We start from the raw sequence: 16,918 nt of genomic DNA on the forward strand, positions 1-16,918 counted from the left end.
TCCACACGAGGCAGTATCGTTACCTCATATTATCAAGCTTTTATTTTACCCATCTTGATAAATTTATCGAAGCATTTAAATCTCTATCGTGATGGCTATTGCATTGAACACAACGCCACTCACGTATTTTTAAACTCCACTGTCCTTCTGGTTGAACTGAATGGTCGTATTTTACTCCGCAACATGAGCAAATCTTGCTTGAGGCGAACCATTTATCAGCTTTTACATACTCAATGCCATACTTCTCGCACTTGTATGATAAACATTGAAAGAAGAAGTTTAATTTTTGAAAGGAAAATGCTTTCGATAGTTTTTTGTTTTTTAACAGGTTTGAGATAGGTAAGTCTTCCACAACAATCCTCATTGGTTTGGTTTTCACCAATTTAGCTGTTGCTTGATGGATATGGTTATTTCGGATATTCGTAATTTTCCTAGATAACCGAAGGTTCTCAGTTTTAGCTTTTTCATATCCGGCAGACTGAATTTTTACACCTTTTTTAAATCTCCTAGACATATCTCTTTGTGCTGACTTTTTCCTTTTCAAAAGCTTTTTAACCTTGGCATCTTTGTTTATATTTCGTTCTCTTGTACCATTAGAAGCTACAAACAGCTCTTTTAAACCAACATCCACACCAATCGACTCATTGGTTAGTTCTTGTGATTCAAAGTCTTCTTGGAACCCTACACTAATCCACCAGTGACGACCATCAAAGGTAACTCTTGGATTTGATGGTTTTTTGTTTCTTGGTAGTTGTTGGCTTGTTTTCACTTTTCCAATAGACTGAATATGAACTACTTTCTTTCCTATAATCAGTCTTTCATAATTGGCATAAAATCCTTGGAGTAAATCTTTTTTGGATTTATAAGAAGTGTGATAACCATTTTTGTACTTTTTGAACGAATTTTTCCTCGCCTTATCAAAATCTTTTGAAGCCTGTTTGGGAACTTGTGCATTGATGTCTTTTAACCACTCATATTTCTTTCGCTTCTTGATCTTTGTAAATCGTTTCTGTAAATCTAACTGTGAAACAGATTTCCCAAATAGCTTATAGTATCTATCACTCATTCTTTTACAATAGTTATAAGCAAATCTTGCAGCGCCAGCATGGTTTCTAAACACTTTTTCTTGTTCAGGCGTTGGAATCAGTCTAACTTTCTTCGCCAATATCATCAGAAGCCTACTCCTTTACTGTGCGATTATTCGGGCACTCATCTTTTAGATAACGAAAGATTGATTCTTCTGAATAGTAGCGTGTTCCATCAGCATTTCCCTAAGACTACTAGGATACAAACCTGTTAATTCCGATACTTGACTAACTCGTGAAAATTTCATTATTATTCTCACCTCATTGAACCTACCATAACACATACGTTCGATAGATTCATTAAAGTTTGATAGATTTAATTAAATTTATCTCGTTCAACTAAGGGCGCAATTCCTTAGTCAGTTCTCTTATGAACTTCTCATATTTTCACATGAGCGCAGACTATATGTTTATCTACTTAGAGATAGAGGATTTTTCCACCACCATAGGCTTGTGGTGTACTCTCGTCAGTTATACGAGATAGTCGTTGAACGTTCATCTTATCACTTTTGACTTAGATGATTCGAGGCGGAAGACCCATTGTTCTAGTGTTTAGGATTTAACCTTGCACCATCTGATTGATTTTTTCTGCTTTCGCAACATTCACGCTCACCATTTCTAGCCACGTTGTAGTTCAATCAGCTTTAGGAATTGCCCGCAGTTAACCCTCACTACTAGCCAATCACTTGACTAGCAGGGCTTACTGATATATTTAATTAACTTTGGTTATAATTGGTTAAATAAATCGTAACAGTTAGTTACCCTTTCTACTACATTACAATTTTACTTTATAATATATTATCGAATTAAGTTTACAACTTCATTTAATACTTCATCTGAAACTTTAATTACTTTCGCATTTCCTTGGAATCCACGTTGATAAAGCATTAAATCAACAAATTCTACAGATAAATCTACGTTTGAACTTTCTTTTGCTGATCCTCGTACATTCCCTGCACCATTCTCACCAGCAACACCTATTCCTGGAATACCCGCTGATGGTGTCGCAACGTAATTTCCATTCCCTGTTTTCATTAATCCACCTGAATTCGGGAATGTAGCTACAGCTAGTTGTCCTACAACTTTCATACTACCATCCGAATATTTCATCATAACGAAACCACCGTCTGAAATAGAATAGTCATTTGCAATTGCAGCTGGGCGCCCCGTTACTTCTGTGGTAGAAATAGTTTTCCCTGTCGGATAATTTGTTAATCCGCTTAAATCAAGTGTTAGACCACCACCAAAAGGAATTTGAACAGATCCACCATTAGTAACTTCACCAGTTACTGGATCCTTTTGTACTGGTTCATCTGTTTGCTTTAAATTTCCTAATGTATCAAATATAAGGGGTTTGTCGTCCGGCATGCCTTCAATAGGCTTAAATTCTTTTTCGTTTTTAGAATCATTTCTTACAGAAACTGAATATGTATATTCACCTGCCTTCGGTTTTTTAACTTCTTTACCATCTACCATCTCTGATTCAGTCTTTTGCTTAATATTTACACGTAACGTTAACGAGTTCCCTTCCGCATCAAAAACTGTGAATTCGTGAGATAATGCATTTTGGTTTCTAGGAAGGTTTCCGCCTATTGTCGCTTTATCTGTTTGAATCCCACCAACAGCTGATCCCATTGGAATATGAATTGGGCTTGGTCGTGAAGAAAAATCTACTTCTTGTGTTCCTGTTTTTACACCATAACCTAGTACATACTGTCCACCTGTATTTGTAACATAGCTATCTTTCGATACACCAAAAGACCCTTTTCTCGTATACTCTATATTTCCACCGTTACGATCACCAACTAAAAACAAACCGTTTCCTTCTATCGCTGTCTCCATCTTATCACTAGTTAAAGTAATAGAACCATCACTAAAATCTGTAGATGTCCCACTGAACTTTACACCGTTACCAATACTCTTTGGATTCGTACCAGCATAGGCACCATCACCACGTGAACCAACCGTATTATTATATAGCAAATCATCAAAAATAGCCTTTTGCTTTTTATATCCAACTGTTTGTGCATTTGCAATATTATTTGAAGTAACACTTAATGCATTTTGTGCTGCATTCATCCCTGTAATACTTGTATATAACGCTTTAATCATAACCTTTGTACACTCCTTTTATTAATCTGGCTTAACCTCTTCATTTTTTTCTATATCATCTTTCTTCTCATCTTCCGGATTAGTTTCTGTTATTGGTTTATCAGAAACCCTTTCTATGAAACGAAGTGAGACAACTTGATTATCAACAATAAGTTGCACATCGTTATTTTCAGCAAGTCGAACTGTTTCCACTTGACCAGTCACTTGCTTTCCATTATTGCTTACACCTCTAACGTACTTTCCTAAAAACTTCATCCCTCCATCAAGAGCCGTCGAATACATCGTTGATTGCAGTTTATCTACTGCTTTCGTCATATTCTGTACTTGCTCCATAAGCGATAGCTGTGCTGTTTGGTTCATCATTTGGTTCATATCCATCGCATTAAACGGGTCTTGATGTTGAAAGCTTGCTAAGAAAAGTTTCAGGAAATCATCTTTATCCATAATACCGGGTGTTTTTTGAGTACTTGCTGATACTCCGTTTGCTTGTTGAGCTGTCGACTGTGCACCAGTAACAGATGCGTTTTTTGTTTGTGCTCCTGCTTGTAACGGAATATGATTTGTACTCGTTGTATTTAATCCAACTGTTGGCACGCTTTATTCCTCCAATAATCCCGCAAATTCTTTTGCATGTTGTTTCTCATGTTTCGGACTTGCTAATTTTTGTTTTTGTCTTTGCTCTTGTTCTCGCTGTTCTTTTCGATTTTCATCTTTATCTGAATAGCTAATTTGAATATTGATTTCTTTTTCTTTTAACTTCAATCTCAATTCATCAAAAATGATTTCCACACGTTTTTTCGCATCGTGTTTTTCCATTTCTACGTGAACATCAATTTGATCTCCATGTTTTTTCATAAACACTGTTAATGTACCAAGTTTTTCTGGATTTAACTGAAACAAAACACGCTCTTGCTTCACTACAAATTTTTGCAACGCTTCTACTTGCGCTTCCATTTTCTTTCCTAAGTCAGGTAACGTAACTTTCTCAGCGCTACCATTTGATTTTCCTATTTGATCGGTACCCGTTGCTTTATTTAGTAACTCTGCACCCGTTGAACTCGAATCTTTTAACACATCACCTTCCGGCAACTCTATCTTTACATCATCGCCCTCAGCTTTTGGAAGATCTACATCTAAGTCTTTGGACTCTTCTTGTTTCTTTGCGATATTACAAGTTTCTGTTTCAACAACTTTCAATACTTGCATCGTTTGCTCTGGCATCGTCACTTTATCTAATACCATTTGCATTGTATCTTCTAAACATATAGCATTTTTGATATTCATATTGGAAAGAAGTTCTTGTAATTGTTGTAATTCTGCTGCGGGTAATTCGTTAAGTTTTATATTTCCATATTCTTTATACAGCTCTTGTATTTTTTGTATGTATTGATATAACAATTCTGGCTGCACACGTAATTGCTCAATTGCAACCATTTGCTCAGATACAGCTAATAACAACTGTTCTGTCTCTTTTTTTTCTTCTTTCTTTACAATTGGCTCTTCTTTCGTTACTGATTGTTTAGAAAGAATATATTCTTTTTTTTCTTCTTTTGGTGCTTCTTCTCGTTTCATTTTCTCCGTTTTCGGCTGCTTTTTATTTTCCATTCTCATCGTACGATCGAATGAAGAATCTTCACTTTTTGATTGTACTTCTAGCCCTTTTTCTTTTTGCGGAGGTAAACTTTGTTGCACCGGTAATACAGACTGTATCACTATATTCACCTCATCCATTCATACACATTTTCAAATCAAGAAGCATTTTTTCTTCCTGCTTTTCTCGTACTTTTGCAAGCTTTTTACAATCTTCTTGATACATCTCATCAATGACACGTTCTTTTTCTTTTACCTGTTCTAAAAGGCTTTCATTTTTTTGAATAAAATCTTCCGTTTTTTTAATTTTCCGATTCCATTCTTCTATTCTTTCAGGTGAAAACGTATGTGACGAAAGCATGCCAGCCATTATACGTTGCCCAGTTTGTACGACTTTACTACGCGATTTTACTACATATAGATCATATTCTTTTTTTTGTTCTATTTTTCTTTTTTCAGCTGTTAATTCATACACTTCTTTCAAAATCTGTTCTTTTTCTTGATTTATTTGCAATTTTATCGTGTCGTACTGCTGCTTATCCACCTGTTTTTATAGCCCCTTCCTATTATAACGCTCTCTTTTTCTATTATATAGTTTTTTTCCAAAAAAATCTGTGAAATATTAAAAAACAAAAAAATAAGACCTCTTGGGCAGAGGTCTTATACTATATGGTGCATCGCTTCAACAATATCATCAAATTGGAAACTATCAGATCGACCTTGTTTTAAAAACGTATTTATACCTTCTACTTTATTTTTACATTCAAAAATATAAGCATTTTCTGCATTTTCTTGAATCGTCCCTAATTTAAAATACAATTCATTTTCTTTATAAACAGATAAGATTTTTCTCATTTCATTTGCAAGTTGCCAATGGTTAGATGACACGATTTCTTCCATAATCCTACTTACTGAATCTAATACTGAAATTGCAGGATAATGACTAAGTGTTGCAAGCTCACGTTTTAATACAATATGCCCATCTAAAATACCACGTGCTAAATCTGGTACAGGTCCATTTAAATCATCCCCATCGACGAGTACTGTATATATACCTGTTATGGATCCCTTTTGTGTTTTCCCAGAGCGCTCTAATAGCTTCTTCATATAACTTTCCATTAAGAGTGTTTTACCACCGATCGGCAACTCTTTAACGGCAATATCAACACTTCTACGCGCGTCAGCAAAACGAGTAACAGAGTCCATCATAAGTAGTACGTTATTACCTTGATCACGGAAATATTCAGCAATAGATGTCGCAAGCTTCGCTGCACGAAGTTGCATTAGGTGACTTTCATCTGACGTCGCTACAACTACGACGCTTTTTCGCATTCCTTCTTCACCTAATTCTTTTCGAATAAAGTCTTTTACTTCTCGGCCACGTTCTCCTACTAAACTAATAACATTTATGTCAGCTTTTGCGTTTTTCGCAATCATTCCGAGTAAAGTAGATTTACCAACACCTGATCCAGCAAAAATACCAATCTTTTGACCGATGCCAATTGTTAGCATAGAATCAATTGATTTTATTCCCGTTTCAAATACATCGGTAATTTCTTCACGTTCAAATGCATGAATAGGCGGGGCATCTAGTTTTATTTTTTGTAATGGAATATTCTCTGCATCCTCATTTAGTACTTCGCCATTTGCACTTAACACTTTTCCGAGTAAATGATTACCACGAGGTACAACAACATCTTCTGCAATTAGTGTAACTGAATCTCCATAACATACTTTTTCTGTCTGTTCAAATGGAAGTAGCATATTGTTTTCTTTTTCAATCGCAATCACTTCACATAAAACATTATGTTCTCCAACGAGACAAACATCACCGATTTTCGCCTTTGGCCCTTTCGCTACGAAAAACTGTTCTTGTACACTATGAACTTTACCGACTTTCGTATAAAACGGCGTTTCAATAAATGTATTCCATTTATTATGTTCGTTCATGAGCTTATTATTCATACATTTTGCTCCTCAAATAACTTCTCTTCTTCCCATTTCTGGCGAAGTTTCGCAAATATAGGTGCAAATTTAAATTCAAAGAACTCTTTCTCTTCTTCTAGAACAAATTCACCGAACTGTAAGGAGAAATCATATTTCCATTCTACTAATTGTAGTAACCAATACTCTTTCGTATTTTCCTTCTCTTCTTGAATACGTTCAAATGTTTCTGGGTGTACGGTAATGATTAACTTTTCAAACGAAGTAGGCAACGTTTGAACGATACCAGTTAAAATAGGTAACACATCAAGCAATCGTGAATCTACTGCTTGATTCACGATTTTTTCTGCTAGATGAAAAGATTGATTCCATAATAACTCTGTCCATTCATATGCTGTTTCTTGTTGTTCTTTTTGAAATTGCATACGTGCTGCTTCCATCTGTTCCATTTGTTCATGAATATGCATTTGAAATTGTTCTTTATCTTGCAATAGCTGTTGACGCTCTCTTTCTAGCGTTTGCTGTTCTTGCCTTAGTTGATTCATTTCCATATGTAACGATTCTTGTTGCGCGCGAAGTTCTGCATGATCAACTTGTAATTCTTCCTCTTCTATATGAACTGCGGCTGGCTTTGGGAATTGTAATTCATACGTTTCTTCAGAAAAAGAAACAGAATTCTTCGGAATTCTGTTTTTAAATAAGGACATCATCTTCACCTCTTTGAACGATAATTCTTCCTTCCTTCTCTAGCTTTTTCACTGTGCCTGTAATCGTTTGCTGTGCCTTTTCAGCATCCGTCATCTTAAGCGGTCCTAAGCCATCTAATTCTTCTAGAATCATCTCTTTACGGTTTGAAGACATACATGTAAATAATTTCTCTTTAATCTCTTCTTTTGCAATTTTAAGTGCTTTCGCAATAACACCGTTATCTGTAATTTCTTCTAATACACGACGAAGTGCAAGATCTTCAAGTCCGAGTAAGTCCTCGAATACAAACATGTTTTCTTTAATTTTCTCAGATAACTCATAATCCATTTCATCCAGCTTTTGAAAGACTGTTTTTTCAACACCTCGTGAAACATTATTTAAAATATTTACTATTGTTTTCAAGCCATCTGTTTTATTAATTGCATTAAATGCCATATTATTTAATTTTGATTTTAATAAATCACCAATTTGATTTATTAATTCACCATCAACTTGTTCTAGCTTCGCAATCCCCATTACCGTTTCTACTCGCTTATGATCTGGTAATCTCTCAATTAATTGGGAAGCAAGCTGCGGTTTAATATAAGAAGCGATAATCGCAATCGTTTGTGGCGATTCATCATTAAGCACTGTAAGAAGTGGTTCTAAATCTGTAAGTGAATTTAAGAATTCAAACGGATTATCTTTGTTATACCAAAGATCTTCCAATAATTTTTCTAGTTCGTCTTCTGGCATATTTTTAAATATGCGACGAATGTATTCTTTATCTGGAGTCACTAGGTTCAATTCTTTTACATTTAGTTCATACAAGAATTCTCCTAGTACATTTTCTAACGTTTCTGGTTTATATACTCGAAACTTTGCAATTTCACGAAGTAATACTTCTTTTTCCTCAGCTGTCATATATTCAATGACTTTTGCTGCCACCCCTTCTTCTAATGTACGAATAAGGATGGCAGCTTTTTCTTTGGAGGAGATTTCATCTAACATCGTTGTTCCTCCCTTACTGTCCATTTAACCATTTTTTAATTACTTTTGCAGTTCCTTCTACATGTTCTTTCGTGGCATCATGCACTTGTTCATCTAGCGTTGGCTCTTTCGGTTCTTCTGGTTCTGGTTTTGGCTCTGGTACTATTTTTTCTTCAGGAATTTCCATGATACTTTCATTACTTGCAGCAATTTCCTCTTCTGCTAAGTATTCTTCATATTCCTCTTCTTCTTTCTTTCTCTTACGTCTTGCTAATAAGAACCATACTAGACCACCAATCGCTAATAAACCAGCTGGAATTCCACCAAATAACCACCAGTTTATACCGCTTTCTTCTGGTTCTTTCTTCTTCTCCTCTTTCGGCTGATCAAACTGAACAGTTACAACGTTAACTTGACCGTTTGTAAAGTTCCCATTTGGATCAGCTTGAAGCCCAGCTGCTGTACCGATTGCTTCTTTGAAAGTAGTCATATCCATTTTTCGTTTTACTAACGTATCATTGTCTACCCATACTACAACATTTGTTTTCGTTAATTCTGGATGTTTCTTAATCGTTTCAACCGTTTTATCTATTTCATAGTTTTCAATTTTGTTACCGTTTTTATTATCATAGACGATTTTACCATTTTGATTATTGTTCGTACCGTAATTTGGCACTTCACCGTTCGCTGTAATACCAGCACCTTGTTTTGTCTCTGCTCCTTCTTGCGCAGTAGAGCTTTCTTCTTGCTCTTGTTTACTACGAAGTACACCTTTATCACCATATTTTTCTGACTGGCGTGTAACTTCATCATAGTTTACAGATACTTTCGTATTCACTTTATATTCATTCGGCTTAAACATCGTCATTAATGTTGCGTCAATATCTTGCTTTAATTTGCCTTCAATTTGATGTTGCATCTCTACTTCTTTTTCATAAGAAGAGGAACTAGTAGAATGCGCTTCATCTGCTCCTTTTGAGATAATACCTTTTTTGCTATCAATCACGCTTACTTCTTCTGCTTTCACGCCAGGAACTGCAGCACTAATCATTTGCTGTATACCTGCAACCTGATCTGCCGTTAATAATTGGCCACGCTTCACTCCAACCGTAATCGCAGCTGATCCTTTTGCTTTTTCTTCATCAAAAATTGTCTCTTTTTCAGGTAATGTAATTTGAACATTCGCCGTTTCAACTGTCGCAAAGTTCCTTACGATATCTTGCTCCAATTGCTTTTTCGTACCGACAATTTGCTTCATTTTTTTATCTTGCTCACTTGAACCGAGCGAGCTTTCTAATAAAATTTCCTCACCGCTTTTAGAATTAAACGGTAAGCCCATTCCATTCATTTCTTTTCGAACCCATGGAGCATCATTCTTTTGCACACGAATCGAACCATCGGCCGCTAATTGATAATCGACACCTAACTTCGATAATTCTGCTGTAATCTCTTGCTTATCTGTATCATTTAAATTTTGATATACAACAACATATTTATCTGGCAAGGTGAAGTATAAAAGTGCTCCTGTTACAATCGCTAAAAGCGCAGCACCGATTACTAACTTATGCCACGTTTTTAATGATTGGATAACATTTTTTATCTTTTCCATTTAAACACACCCGTCCACTTTCCTAAATTTGCATATTAATTAGTGACTTATAATTTTCAATAAGATTATCACGTACGAGAGCAGCCGTTTTCATTTGGGACTCTGCCTTCTTCTGCTGAATTAAAACGTCATGCGTTTCTCCTACCCCTTTAGTTAGTAAATCATATACTGCTGTTTGCGCATTGTTTTGCGTTTGATTCATATCTTCCAATAAATCAATAAACTTTTTCCCCTCAACTACAGATGTTTGAGACGTTTTCGGTGCACCAATTGACTGGATTGCTCCAAATGGTTGCGTATTTAGCATTGGTTGGATTTTCATATTACTATATTCCCCCTTATCCTCGGCCGATTTCTAAATCTTTATCAAGCATTTTTTTATTCGCATTTAATACACTTGTATTCGCTTCATACATTTTTTGAGCAACCATTACATTCGTCATTTCAGCAGTCACATCAATATTTGGATAACGTACATATCCTTCTTCATTCGCATGTGGATGTGTTGGGTCATACACTAAGTTTTCAGTTTGATCTGCTTCAATACTTTTTATTTTTACCCCATTAGCAGGAGACCCATCTAACATATTTGCAAAACTATTGTTTGATTCTAGTACTACACTACGACGCTCATATAAATTTGCCCCCGGAGCAGCCGTTGTATTTGCATTTACAATATTGTTCGAAGTAACTTCCATCCACTTTCTCGCTGTCGTTAGTCCTGAGCCACTTGCATTAATTGCCTGAAACATCATTGTCTCTCCTTCTACTTTTAACGTCCACGTGCCGCTTGGTTAATTGCATATTGTGTATTAATCGCGTTAATTGAAATACCGTATAACTGATTTGCTTTCATTAAATCTAGCATTTCTGTCGTTACATCTACACTATTTCCATCTTTATTCGTTTGCATTGACTTCGTTTGAATCTTTGCATATGTATTTTTCGTATTCACTGTCGGTAAGTGCATTTCATTCGTTTGATATAACTCTGGATTGCTCTTTAAGTCTGCAACATTGTTTTTATATAATGCACTACTTTTATTCATTTGCTCAGCAAATGCCACATCTTGTGCTTTATAACCAGGTGTATTCGCATTTGCAATATTACTAGAAACCGTATTTCGTTTCGTCACTAAATAATTCATATAATGGCCTACATCACTCACTAAATCCGGCATATTCCACACCCTTTCTTTTCTAACTTAATGATCCACTGATGGAAGTTTCACTTCATTATTTATTTTCTTATATGTATTTATTAAAATATTAACAATCATGTACCCTTACATATTTTATTCCATTTTTTCATTGTTGTCTTTAGAAAAATACAAAAATATAAAAAAGAATACAAAAAAACTGTATACACGCAATAATCTATGAAACATTTCAATATATGATCTACACACTAAAGTCCATTTTCACATTATTTAGATTACTACTGTTTTTTCATTACAGTCATAAAATGAAACCTCAATCAGCGGAAATCTTTATTTAAACAAAGGAATGGATCCCCTCTTAAAAGGGGAATCCGTTTCTAAACTCTATCACTAAAATTTACCGTAAAATGAATTAGCTTTCATGCGCCCATCATTTGTCATAATCATTTCTTCTAAAATCTTTTGCTTATCTCGAATATGCTGCGCCGCCTTAATAATGAATGGGCTTACTTCTGCTGCAACTTGTGCACGCGTTTCTTCATCCAATGTCATCATCCAACGATTTAACATCTCACTCTTCTCAGCAAACTCTCCATCTGACACTTGTAATTCACCGATTTCATTAAAACAACTGACAAACGTCCGATAAATATCATTGTTCATTTTCAAGTGCTCCGCGGTAACCGTCTATTAAATCTTGTAACACTTTCACAATCGCATCCATGTCTTTTGCTTCACGTGTTACTTTCATTGTTTGAATTTGAATGCTAATCCAATCGTATAAGCCATATAAACTATCATATAAATCTTTCGTAATCTCAGGATTTAATTGAAGTTTTAATTCTTCAAAAATACGTTCTAACTTTTCAAGAAGTGCATCTCCTTCTTGTAGTTTAAAAGCATTTAAAAGTTCTTCTAAATTACGAAACTCTACAATACATCTTTCATAAATAAAAATTGTATTTTTAATTGGATTACTCGTCATAATATCATTTTGCATATAACGTTGCCATGCTTGCATACGATCACTTCCTCAACTATCATTAATCATCACTTTTTTGTTTTGTCATTGCTTTAATTGTTTTTAATTGGCTATCAAGCTCCGCTAACGTACTCTCTAGCTTTTGATACTTCTTCACAATTTCATCTTGTTTTTGCAAGTTTTGCGTCTCAATATCTTTAATCTTTTTATCTAAATCACTTACACGTGAATCAATGTTTTTTACTCGTTCTCCAACTACACCTTTATCACCAAATAACTTATCAAGTGGTTCTTCCATCATTTTTCCTAAACCGTTAGAACTAAAGAAAAATTGCTTCGCTGCATCCGGTTTTTCTTTTAACGCTTTCGTTAATGCTTCATCATTAACTTCCATCGTTCCATCTTGCTTTAATTGAATACCAAATGTGAATAAATAATTACCCTCTTGTGAAAATGTTACAACATTGTTCATCGCTTGACGCACACTTTGCATAACGGCTTGACCTTGGAAAGCTCCACCTTTACCAGCAAAGATATCTACGGTAGAAACAGCTTTATTATAATCTGCAACCATCTTTTTAATAATATTTGATGCATCTGTTACGTTTGAGTCACTTACTGTGAATTTTAGATCTATGCCTTTTGCTTTTGGTTCTGTTGTTGTACCTGCATCTGGTGTTCCTTCTACTTTCGGCTCAGTTACTTTCAATAATTCAATTTTCACACCTGGAAGTGTTTCAATTGTATTGCTCGGACTTGTACCATCAATACCATTAATAGTATATTTCGCATCCAACGCTTCATTAATAGTATTTAATTTCATTTCCGTCGTAGATTCTACTTTCGAATAAAATAATTCTGTAAGTACATTAGGCGGTGTCTTTTCTAATTTAATTTCATTCGTTGCCCCTTCTTTTTTCGAGGTCATGAAAATTTTATTTCCAAGTGTATAAGCTGATACACCATAATCTCCATCATTAATTTTGTTAATTAAATCTTTATATGTCATATCAGTTGTTACTTTTAGTTCTTTATCGCCTAGTTTTACTGTTTCATCTTTAGGAAGCTTTGCATTTATATCTTTAATTTCATTAGAAGCTATTTGATGACGCTGTGCAAGCTGTGTAATTGTCATATTGAAAGTGCCAGCAATCGCACCACCATCAGCTTTTACGTTAATATAACCGTCTTGTGATGTTGTTACCTTTTTCTCATTTCCTTTAAAAGCCGCTAAGTTTTTAAAAGTTTGCGTGAAAGAGCTAAATTCTGATTTTAAACTTGTATATAATAGTTTATCTTGTGAAAGTTGGTTCTTTTCATTAGCATAAGGTGTCTTTCTCATTTCTAACGCTTGCATTTCTAATTCTACAAAGTTAGATGTATCGATCATATTATTTCCGAGGTTCCATATTTGTTGTCTACCACCGATACCCGTTAATGTTCCTGCCATAATTTCTCACTCCTTATAGATTACATGTAGTCTAAAATACTCGTTTTACTCATCGTACTAACTGCTTTAAGCGTTGCCTCATACGTTGCGTTTATATAAGCTAAATCAGAGATGGCAACCGCTAAATCGACATCTTCAATGTCTTTACGGTTTTCTTGAAGTGCTAAGTTTTGCTCGCTTAAAATTGTTTTAAACGTCTCCATTGTATTCATTGTCGAACCAACTTCAGTTGTACGATTAATGATGCCATCTAAATTTTTCTTATTTTCTCCTAATAACGGCTGTAATGCTTTTTGGTCACCTTTTTGCATCGCTTCACTCATCTGTTTTAACGTTTTTATAACAGGGGATAATAGCGCTTCACCGTTACGAAATGCTTTTAATTCATAACCGTCATTTAGTTGCCAGTTCACATCATTTTGTCCACCTTGATACGTACCATCTTCTGTAAATGGTGGTTTCTCTGTACTATCACCACCGAAAATATAACGACCTTGCTCTTTCGTATTTGCTAAATATACAACTTGTTTTAAAATTTGATCAATCTCTGCACCGATGGCTTTCAATTCTTTTTCACCATTTTGCTCACTTAATGCCTGCAACGTTAATTGATCTGCTCTTGTTAAAGATTTAAAAACACCTTGTAAAGTATTTTCAGTTTGTGTTAACACATTTTTCGAATCCGCTAAATCTTTTTGCATTTGTTCAATATTCGCCAATGAATGTTGAATCGCAAATGATTTACTTGCCGCAAGTGGATCTTCACTCATAAAAAGGTTTTTCTTCCCTGAAGTTACTTGATTTCGGTGGTATTGTTGTTGCACATTCAAATCCATTAACTGATTCTTTGCCCAGCTTGCATTTTGAAATGTAGATACTCTCATTTCTATCTCCTCCTTATATATTTCCAATCAATTACTATCACTTATCGAATAATCGAAAATAGACTATCAAACACTTCATTCATCGTAGTAATAGCTTTAGAGTTTGCAACGAAATATTTTTGGAAGGCCATTAAATTAACCATTTCCTCTTCCATATTAACGCCTTCAACACCCATTTTTTCTTGCTGAATCCCCTCTAATAAATCACCATGAATTTTTTGATAAGCATTCACTGCACTTTTATCAGATGCAACACCAACTACGAATTGGTCTAATGCTTGTTTATAAGAAAGACCTTCTTTATAATTTCCATCTGTAATTGCTGCTAGTTTATTTGCTGTTTCAGCTGATATTTTCATTTTCGAAACATCTTTTGCAAATTCAGGGTTTAATTTCATATCTTTCGCTTGATCTCCAACGAAGAACTCTTTCCCCATTACTGTGTTCACTTCATTCTTTACAGAACCCATTAGTTCTTCAAGGTTTTTCTTATAACTAGCAATCTTCGCTTTCGTATCGATCGCTGATTGGATTGCTCCACTAGTTAAAGGAATTTCCGAACCGTAAATTTCAGCAGTCATTGGTTCTTTTTCTTTATTTAATTGAAGTGGATATGTATCTTGTCCATTTACTGTTAAAACACCATTCATTCTAACACTCGCGATATTAGGATTCATAGATTCATAAGACACTTCTATATTTGCATACTTAGACATTTCTGTAATGATACGATCACGTTCATCCAAAAGTTGATTTGGCACTTGTGTACCTGCTTGTCCAATTTTTTTATTCGCTTCCGCTAAGCTGCCAGCAAGACGATTAAATTCATTGACATGCGCTTCAATATCTTCTGTCGTTTGTGCTTCTGCTGTATCTAAGCCTTTCGCTAGACGATTTACTTGACTTGTAAACTTCCCAGTTTCAGAAATTAATGTATCGTAGTAATTTGGTTGTTCTGGATTTTTTGCAACTTCACGAAAGGCATTAAAGAAGCCATCCATTAAACTAGATAATGAATTCTTTCCTGTCGTTCCAACCATAGATTCTACACGTGATAAAGTCGAATTCATGTAATTATAGTAAGAGAGTTGAGATAATTGATCGTTAAACTGTTTCGTCTTCACTTCATCTGTAATACGGTCAACGCCTAACGTTTGTACACCGTAACCTATTTTTTGTTCCGGTGAATAGCCTTGACTTGCTCCAGCCGATCCATAATTCGCCATTTGACGCACATAACCAGGCGTATGAATGTTAGATAAATTTTGTTTCGTCGTTTGTAATCCCATTTGTGCCGCTAACAAACCCGATAGCGGCGTATTATAATCAGATAGTCTCATAATGTTTCACTTCCCCTTTACAATAGTTCGTTCATAAAGATTTGTGAATTATTGTTTCGCTCTAAATTATATTCAGAAACGGAATCCACAATACTTTCTGTAGTTTTTAATAGTACGTTTAAGTAATATTGATTTTTCAAAAGAATCATTTTTACATTCTCTTCTAATTCAGTTACATTTTTTTGTAATTCTTCCATTTTTTCAATTTCTTCATGAGAAAAATACGAAAATAACGCACTTACGCGAAATGATTCCACTCCCTGTTCTTTACAAAACTGAACAACCATTTCTTCAAATGAACTTGATAACTTTTTTAAACCATCAATGTACTGCAATTGCTCTACTTGTAACTTTTGAACTGCATTTACATTTTTATGTTTTAAATTCTCATATATTTGTTCTCCAAGCGCTTGAATGTTTTCATATGCTTTTTGAATAATAACGAGCTTTTCATATAATTGTATGTACATATAGCTTCCTTCCCTTTTACAAGACTAAATTTACAATTAAACCGTGGATTTCTCCAATCTGATTTAACATTTCTAAATGTCCCGTTTTCGTATTAATTAAATTCATAACATCTTCTAACTCATTTAATCCCATTTCCGCCTGTTTCACAATCGTCATTTTCTGTGAATATCCGTAACGCGGATGACGAGACATGACATCTTTATATTGCAATACATTATCTACGTAAAAATTCAAAAATGATTTTACTGTATTTTTGTATTCCATTACATTATCAAGCGTTAATTCCATTTCAATTTTCTCTTTAATTTCTCCAATGTTATCGACAAATGCTTCCATTTGTTCTAGCAATTTATCTTTTTTCGGATCTGCATGCAAATTATCCGAAAATGCAAGTCCTGTCCTGACATTTGCTTCTTTCGGCATTTGAGTAGCAGGCGGTATATGCGATAAAATTGGATTATGCGAGATCGAACGCAGCATATATATCACCTATTTATTTTTTTATTTCTTCCTAAACTTAATCGTAAAATCCAGTTATTTATAATTATACTCTGAACACTAATATTTTGCAGTTATTTTTTATAAAAGATATGTTACAATTTAGCATGAGGTGGC

The 16,918-nt window shown here is 34.7% G+C and carries 19 protein-coding genes; all 19 read right to left on the reverse strand.

Annotated elements, in window-relative coordinates; translation table 11 throughout:
- Positions 1-40 precede the first annotated feature (40 nt).
- The 19 genes from ACUN28_RS21140 to ACUN28_RS21230 all read right to left on the reverse strand — a co-directional run bounded on the left by ACUN28_RS21140 (position 41) and on the right by ACUN28_RS21230 (position 16,783).
- Positions 41-1,171, reverse strand: a complete 1,131-nt coding sequence (locus ACUN28_RS21140) for an RNA-guided endonuclease InsQ/TnpB family protein (RefSeq protein ID WP_098646068.1) — start codon at positions 1,169-1,171, stop codon at positions 41-43.
- Positions 1,172-1,883: 712 nt separating this feature from the next.
- A complete protein-coding gene (flgE, locus tag ACUN28_RS21145; RefSeq protein ID WP_098505922.1) occupies positions 1,884-3,197 on the reverse strand; it encodes a flagellar hook protein FlgE in 1,314 nt (437 codons plus the stop codon).
- Between the two features lie 21 nt (positions 3,198-3,218).
- The gene (locus ACUN28_RS21150) at positions 3,219-3,791 is read right to left on the reverse strand and encodes a flagellar hook assembly protein FlgD (RefSeq protein WP_001143481.1); all 573 of its coding nucleotides are present in this window, start codon (positions 3,789-3,791) and stop codon (positions 3,219-3,221) included.
- Between the two features lie 3 nt (positions 3,792-3,794).
- On the reverse strand, positions 3,795-4,910 hold the full coding sequence (locus ACUN28_RS21155; protein WP_116349091.1) for a flagellar hook-length control protein FliK: 1,116 nt from the start codon (positions 4,908-4,910) through the stop codon (positions 3,795-3,797).
- Between the two features lie 10 nt (positions 4,911-4,920).
- Positions 4,921-5,331: a hypothetical protein gene (locus ACUN28_RS21160; RefSeq protein WP_000360869.1), complete on the reverse strand. Its 411-nt coding sequence runs from the start codon at positions 5,329-5,331 to the stop codon at positions 4,921-4,923.
- 116 nt (positions 5,332-5,447) lie between these two features.
- Positions 5,448-6,752: a flagellar protein export ATPase FliI gene (gene fliI / locus ACUN28_RS21165; protein WP_098505921.1), complete on the reverse strand. Its 1,305-nt coding sequence runs from the start codon at positions 6,750-6,752 to the stop codon at positions 5,448-5,450.
- Complete coding sequence (locus ACUN28_RS21170; RefSeq protein WP_033660054.1) at positions 6,749-7,438, reverse strand: FliH/SctL family protein; 690 nt, start codon at positions 7,436-7,438, stop codon at positions 6,749-6,751. Before ACUN28_RS21170 ends, fliI begins: the two co-directional genes overlap by 4 nt.
- Entirely contained in the window at positions 7,425-8,429 is a 1,005-nt protein-coding gene (locus ACUN28_RS21175) for a flagellar motor switch protein FliG (RefSeq protein WP_000883361.1), read from the reverse strand. Before ACUN28_RS21175 ends, ACUN28_RS21170 begins: the two co-directional genes overlap by 14 nt.
- A 13-nt stretch (positions 8,430-8,442) precedes the next feature.
- Positions 8,443-10,017 carry a flagellar basal-body MS-ring/collar protein FliF gene (gene fliF, locus ACUN28_RS21180; protein WP_098505919.1) on the reverse strand — a complete coding sequence of 525 codons (1,575 nt, stop codon included), beginning with the start codon at positions 10,015-10,017 and terminating at the stop codon, positions 8,443-8,445.
- A 22-nt stretch (positions 10,018-10,039) separates the two neighbouring features.
- On the reverse strand, positions 10,040-10,339 hold the full coding sequence (gene fliE / locus ACUN28_RS21185) for a flagellar hook-basal body complex protein FliE (RefSeq protein ID WP_000701682.1): 300 nt from the start codon (positions 10,337-10,339) through the stop codon (positions 10,040-10,042).
- A gap of 16 nt (positions 10,340-10,355) precedes the next feature.
- Positions 10,356-10,769 (reverse strand): flagellar basal body rod protein FlgC, encoded by a 414-nt coding sequence (gene flgC, locus ACUN28_RS21190; RefSeq protein WP_098485779.1) that lies wholly within the window; start codon positions 10,767-10,769, stop codon positions 10,356-10,358.
- 20 nt (positions 10,770-10,789) lie between these two features.
- Positions 10,790-11,197 (reverse strand): flagellar basal body rod protein FlgB, encoded by a 408-nt coding sequence (flgB, locus tag ACUN28_RS21195; protein WP_060630281.1) that lies wholly within the window; start codon positions 11,195-11,197, stop codon positions 10,790-10,792.
- Between the two features lie 369 nt (positions 11,198-11,566).
- Entirely contained in the window at positions 11,567-11,839 is a 273-nt protein-coding gene (locus ACUN28_RS21200) for a hypothetical protein (protein ID WP_060630280.1), read from the reverse strand.
- Positions 11,829-12,197: a flagellar export chaperone FliS gene (locus ACUN28_RS21205; RefSeq protein ID WP_046958978.1), complete on the reverse strand. Its 369-nt coding sequence runs from the start codon at positions 12,195-12,197 to the stop codon at positions 11,829-11,831. Before ACUN28_RS21205 ends, ACUN28_RS21200 begins: the two co-directional genes overlap by 11 nt.
- 22 nt (positions 12,198-12,219) lie before the next feature.
- Positions 12,220-13,608 (reverse strand): flagellar hook-associated protein 2, encoded by a 1,389-nt coding sequence (locus ACUN28_RS21210; protein ID WP_098485781.1) that lies wholly within the window; start codon positions 13,606-13,608, stop codon positions 12,220-12,222.
- A gap of 20 nt (positions 13,609-13,628) precedes the next feature.
- Complete coding sequence (locus ACUN28_RS21215) at positions 13,629-14,492, reverse strand: flagellar hook-associated protein 3 (protein ID WP_001266422.1); 864 nt, start codon at positions 14,490-14,492, stop codon at positions 13,629-13,631.
- A gap of 41 nt (positions 14,493-14,533) precedes the next feature.
- On the reverse strand, positions 14,534-15,832 hold the full coding sequence (gene flgK / locus ACUN28_RS21220; RefSeq protein WP_098485782.1) for a flagellar hook-associated protein FlgK: 1,299 nt from the start codon (positions 15,830-15,832) through the stop codon (positions 14,534-14,536).
- A gap of 17 nt (positions 15,833-15,849) precedes the next feature.
- Positions 15,850-16,302, reverse strand: coding sequence for a hypothetical protein (locus ACUN28_RS21225; protein WP_076536474.1), 453 nt, complete (start codon positions 16,300-16,302; stop codon positions 15,850-15,852).
- Between the two features lie 16 nt (positions 16,303-16,318).
- Positions 16,319-16,783 carry a YaaR family protein gene (locus ACUN28_RS21230; protein WP_000946323.1) on the reverse strand — a complete coding sequence of 155 codons (465 nt, stop codon included), beginning with the start codon at positions 16,781-16,783 and terminating at the stop codon, positions 16,319-16,321.
- Positions 16,784-16,918 lie beyond the last annotated feature (135 nt).

It is taken from the genome of Bacillus sp. WC2507 (assembly GCF_052656125.1).

What these genes read in the sequence shown, in the direction of transcription:
- ACUN28_RS21140 (WP_098646068.1), bottom strand. Translation starts at nt 1,171, where the DNA reads ATGATATTGGCGAAGAAAGTTAGACTGATTCCAACGCCTGAACAAGAA.
- flgE (WP_098505922.1), bottom strand. Translation starts at nt 3,197, where the DNA reads ATGATTAAAGCGTTATATACAAGTATTACAGGGATGAATGCAGCACAA.
- fliI (WP_098505921.1), bottom strand. Translation starts at nt 6,752, where the DNA reads ATGAATAATAAGCTCATGAACGAACATAATAAATGGAATACATTTATT.
- ACUN28_RS21170 (WP_033660054.1), bottom strand. Translation starts at nt 7,438, where the DNA reads ATGTCCTTATTTAAAAACAGAATTCCGAAGAATTCTGTTTCTTTTTCT.
- ACUN28_RS21175 (WP_000883361.1), bottom strand. Translation starts at nt 8,429, where the DNA reads ATGTTAGATGAAATCTCCTCCAAAGAAAAAGCTGCCATCCTTATTCGT.
- fliF (WP_098505919.1), bottom strand. Translation starts at nt 10,017, where the DNA reads ATGGAAAAGATAAAAAATGTTATCCAATCATTAAAAACGTGGCATAAG.
- fliE (WP_000701682.1), bottom strand. Translation starts at nt 10,339, where the DNA reads ATGAAAATCCAACCAATGCTAAATACGCAACCATTTGGAGCAATCCAG.
- flgC (WP_098485779.1), bottom strand. Translation starts at nt 10,769, where the DNA reads ATGTTTCAGGCAATTAATGCAAGTGGCTCAGGACTAACGACAGCGAGA.
- flgB (WP_060630281.1), bottom strand. Translation starts at nt 11,197, where the DNA reads ATGCCGGATTTAGTGAGTGATGTAGGCCATTATATGAATTATTTAGTG.
- ACUN28_RS21200 (WP_060630280.1), bottom strand. Translation starts at nt 11,839, where the DNA reads ATGAACAATGATATTTATCGGACGTTTGTCAGTTGTTTTAATGAAATC.
- ACUN28_RS21205 (WP_046958978.1), bottom strand. Translation starts at nt 12,197, where the DNA reads ATGCAAGCATGGCAACGTTATATGCAAAATGATATTATGACGAGTAAT.
- ACUN28_RS21210 (WP_098485781.1), bottom strand. Translation starts at nt 13,608, where the DNA reads ATGGCAGGAACATTAACGGGTATCGGTGGTAGACAACAAATATGGAAC.
- ACUN28_RS21215 (WP_001266422.1), bottom strand. Translation starts at nt 14,492, where the DNA reads ATGAGAGTATCTACATTTCAAAATGCAAGCTGGGCAAAGAATCAGTTA.
- flgK (WP_098485782.1), bottom strand. Translation starts at nt 15,832, where the DNA reads ATGAGACTATCTGATTATAATACGCCGCTATCGGGTTTGTTAGCGGCA.
- ACUN28_RS21225 (WP_076536474.1), bottom strand. Translation starts at nt 16,302, where the DNA reads ATGTACATACAATTATATGAAAAGCTCGTTATTATTCAAAAAGCATAT.
- ACUN28_RS21230 (WP_000946323.1), bottom strand. Translation starts at nt 16,783, where the DNA reads ATGCTGCGTTCGATCTCGCATAATCCAATTTTATCGCATATACCGCCT.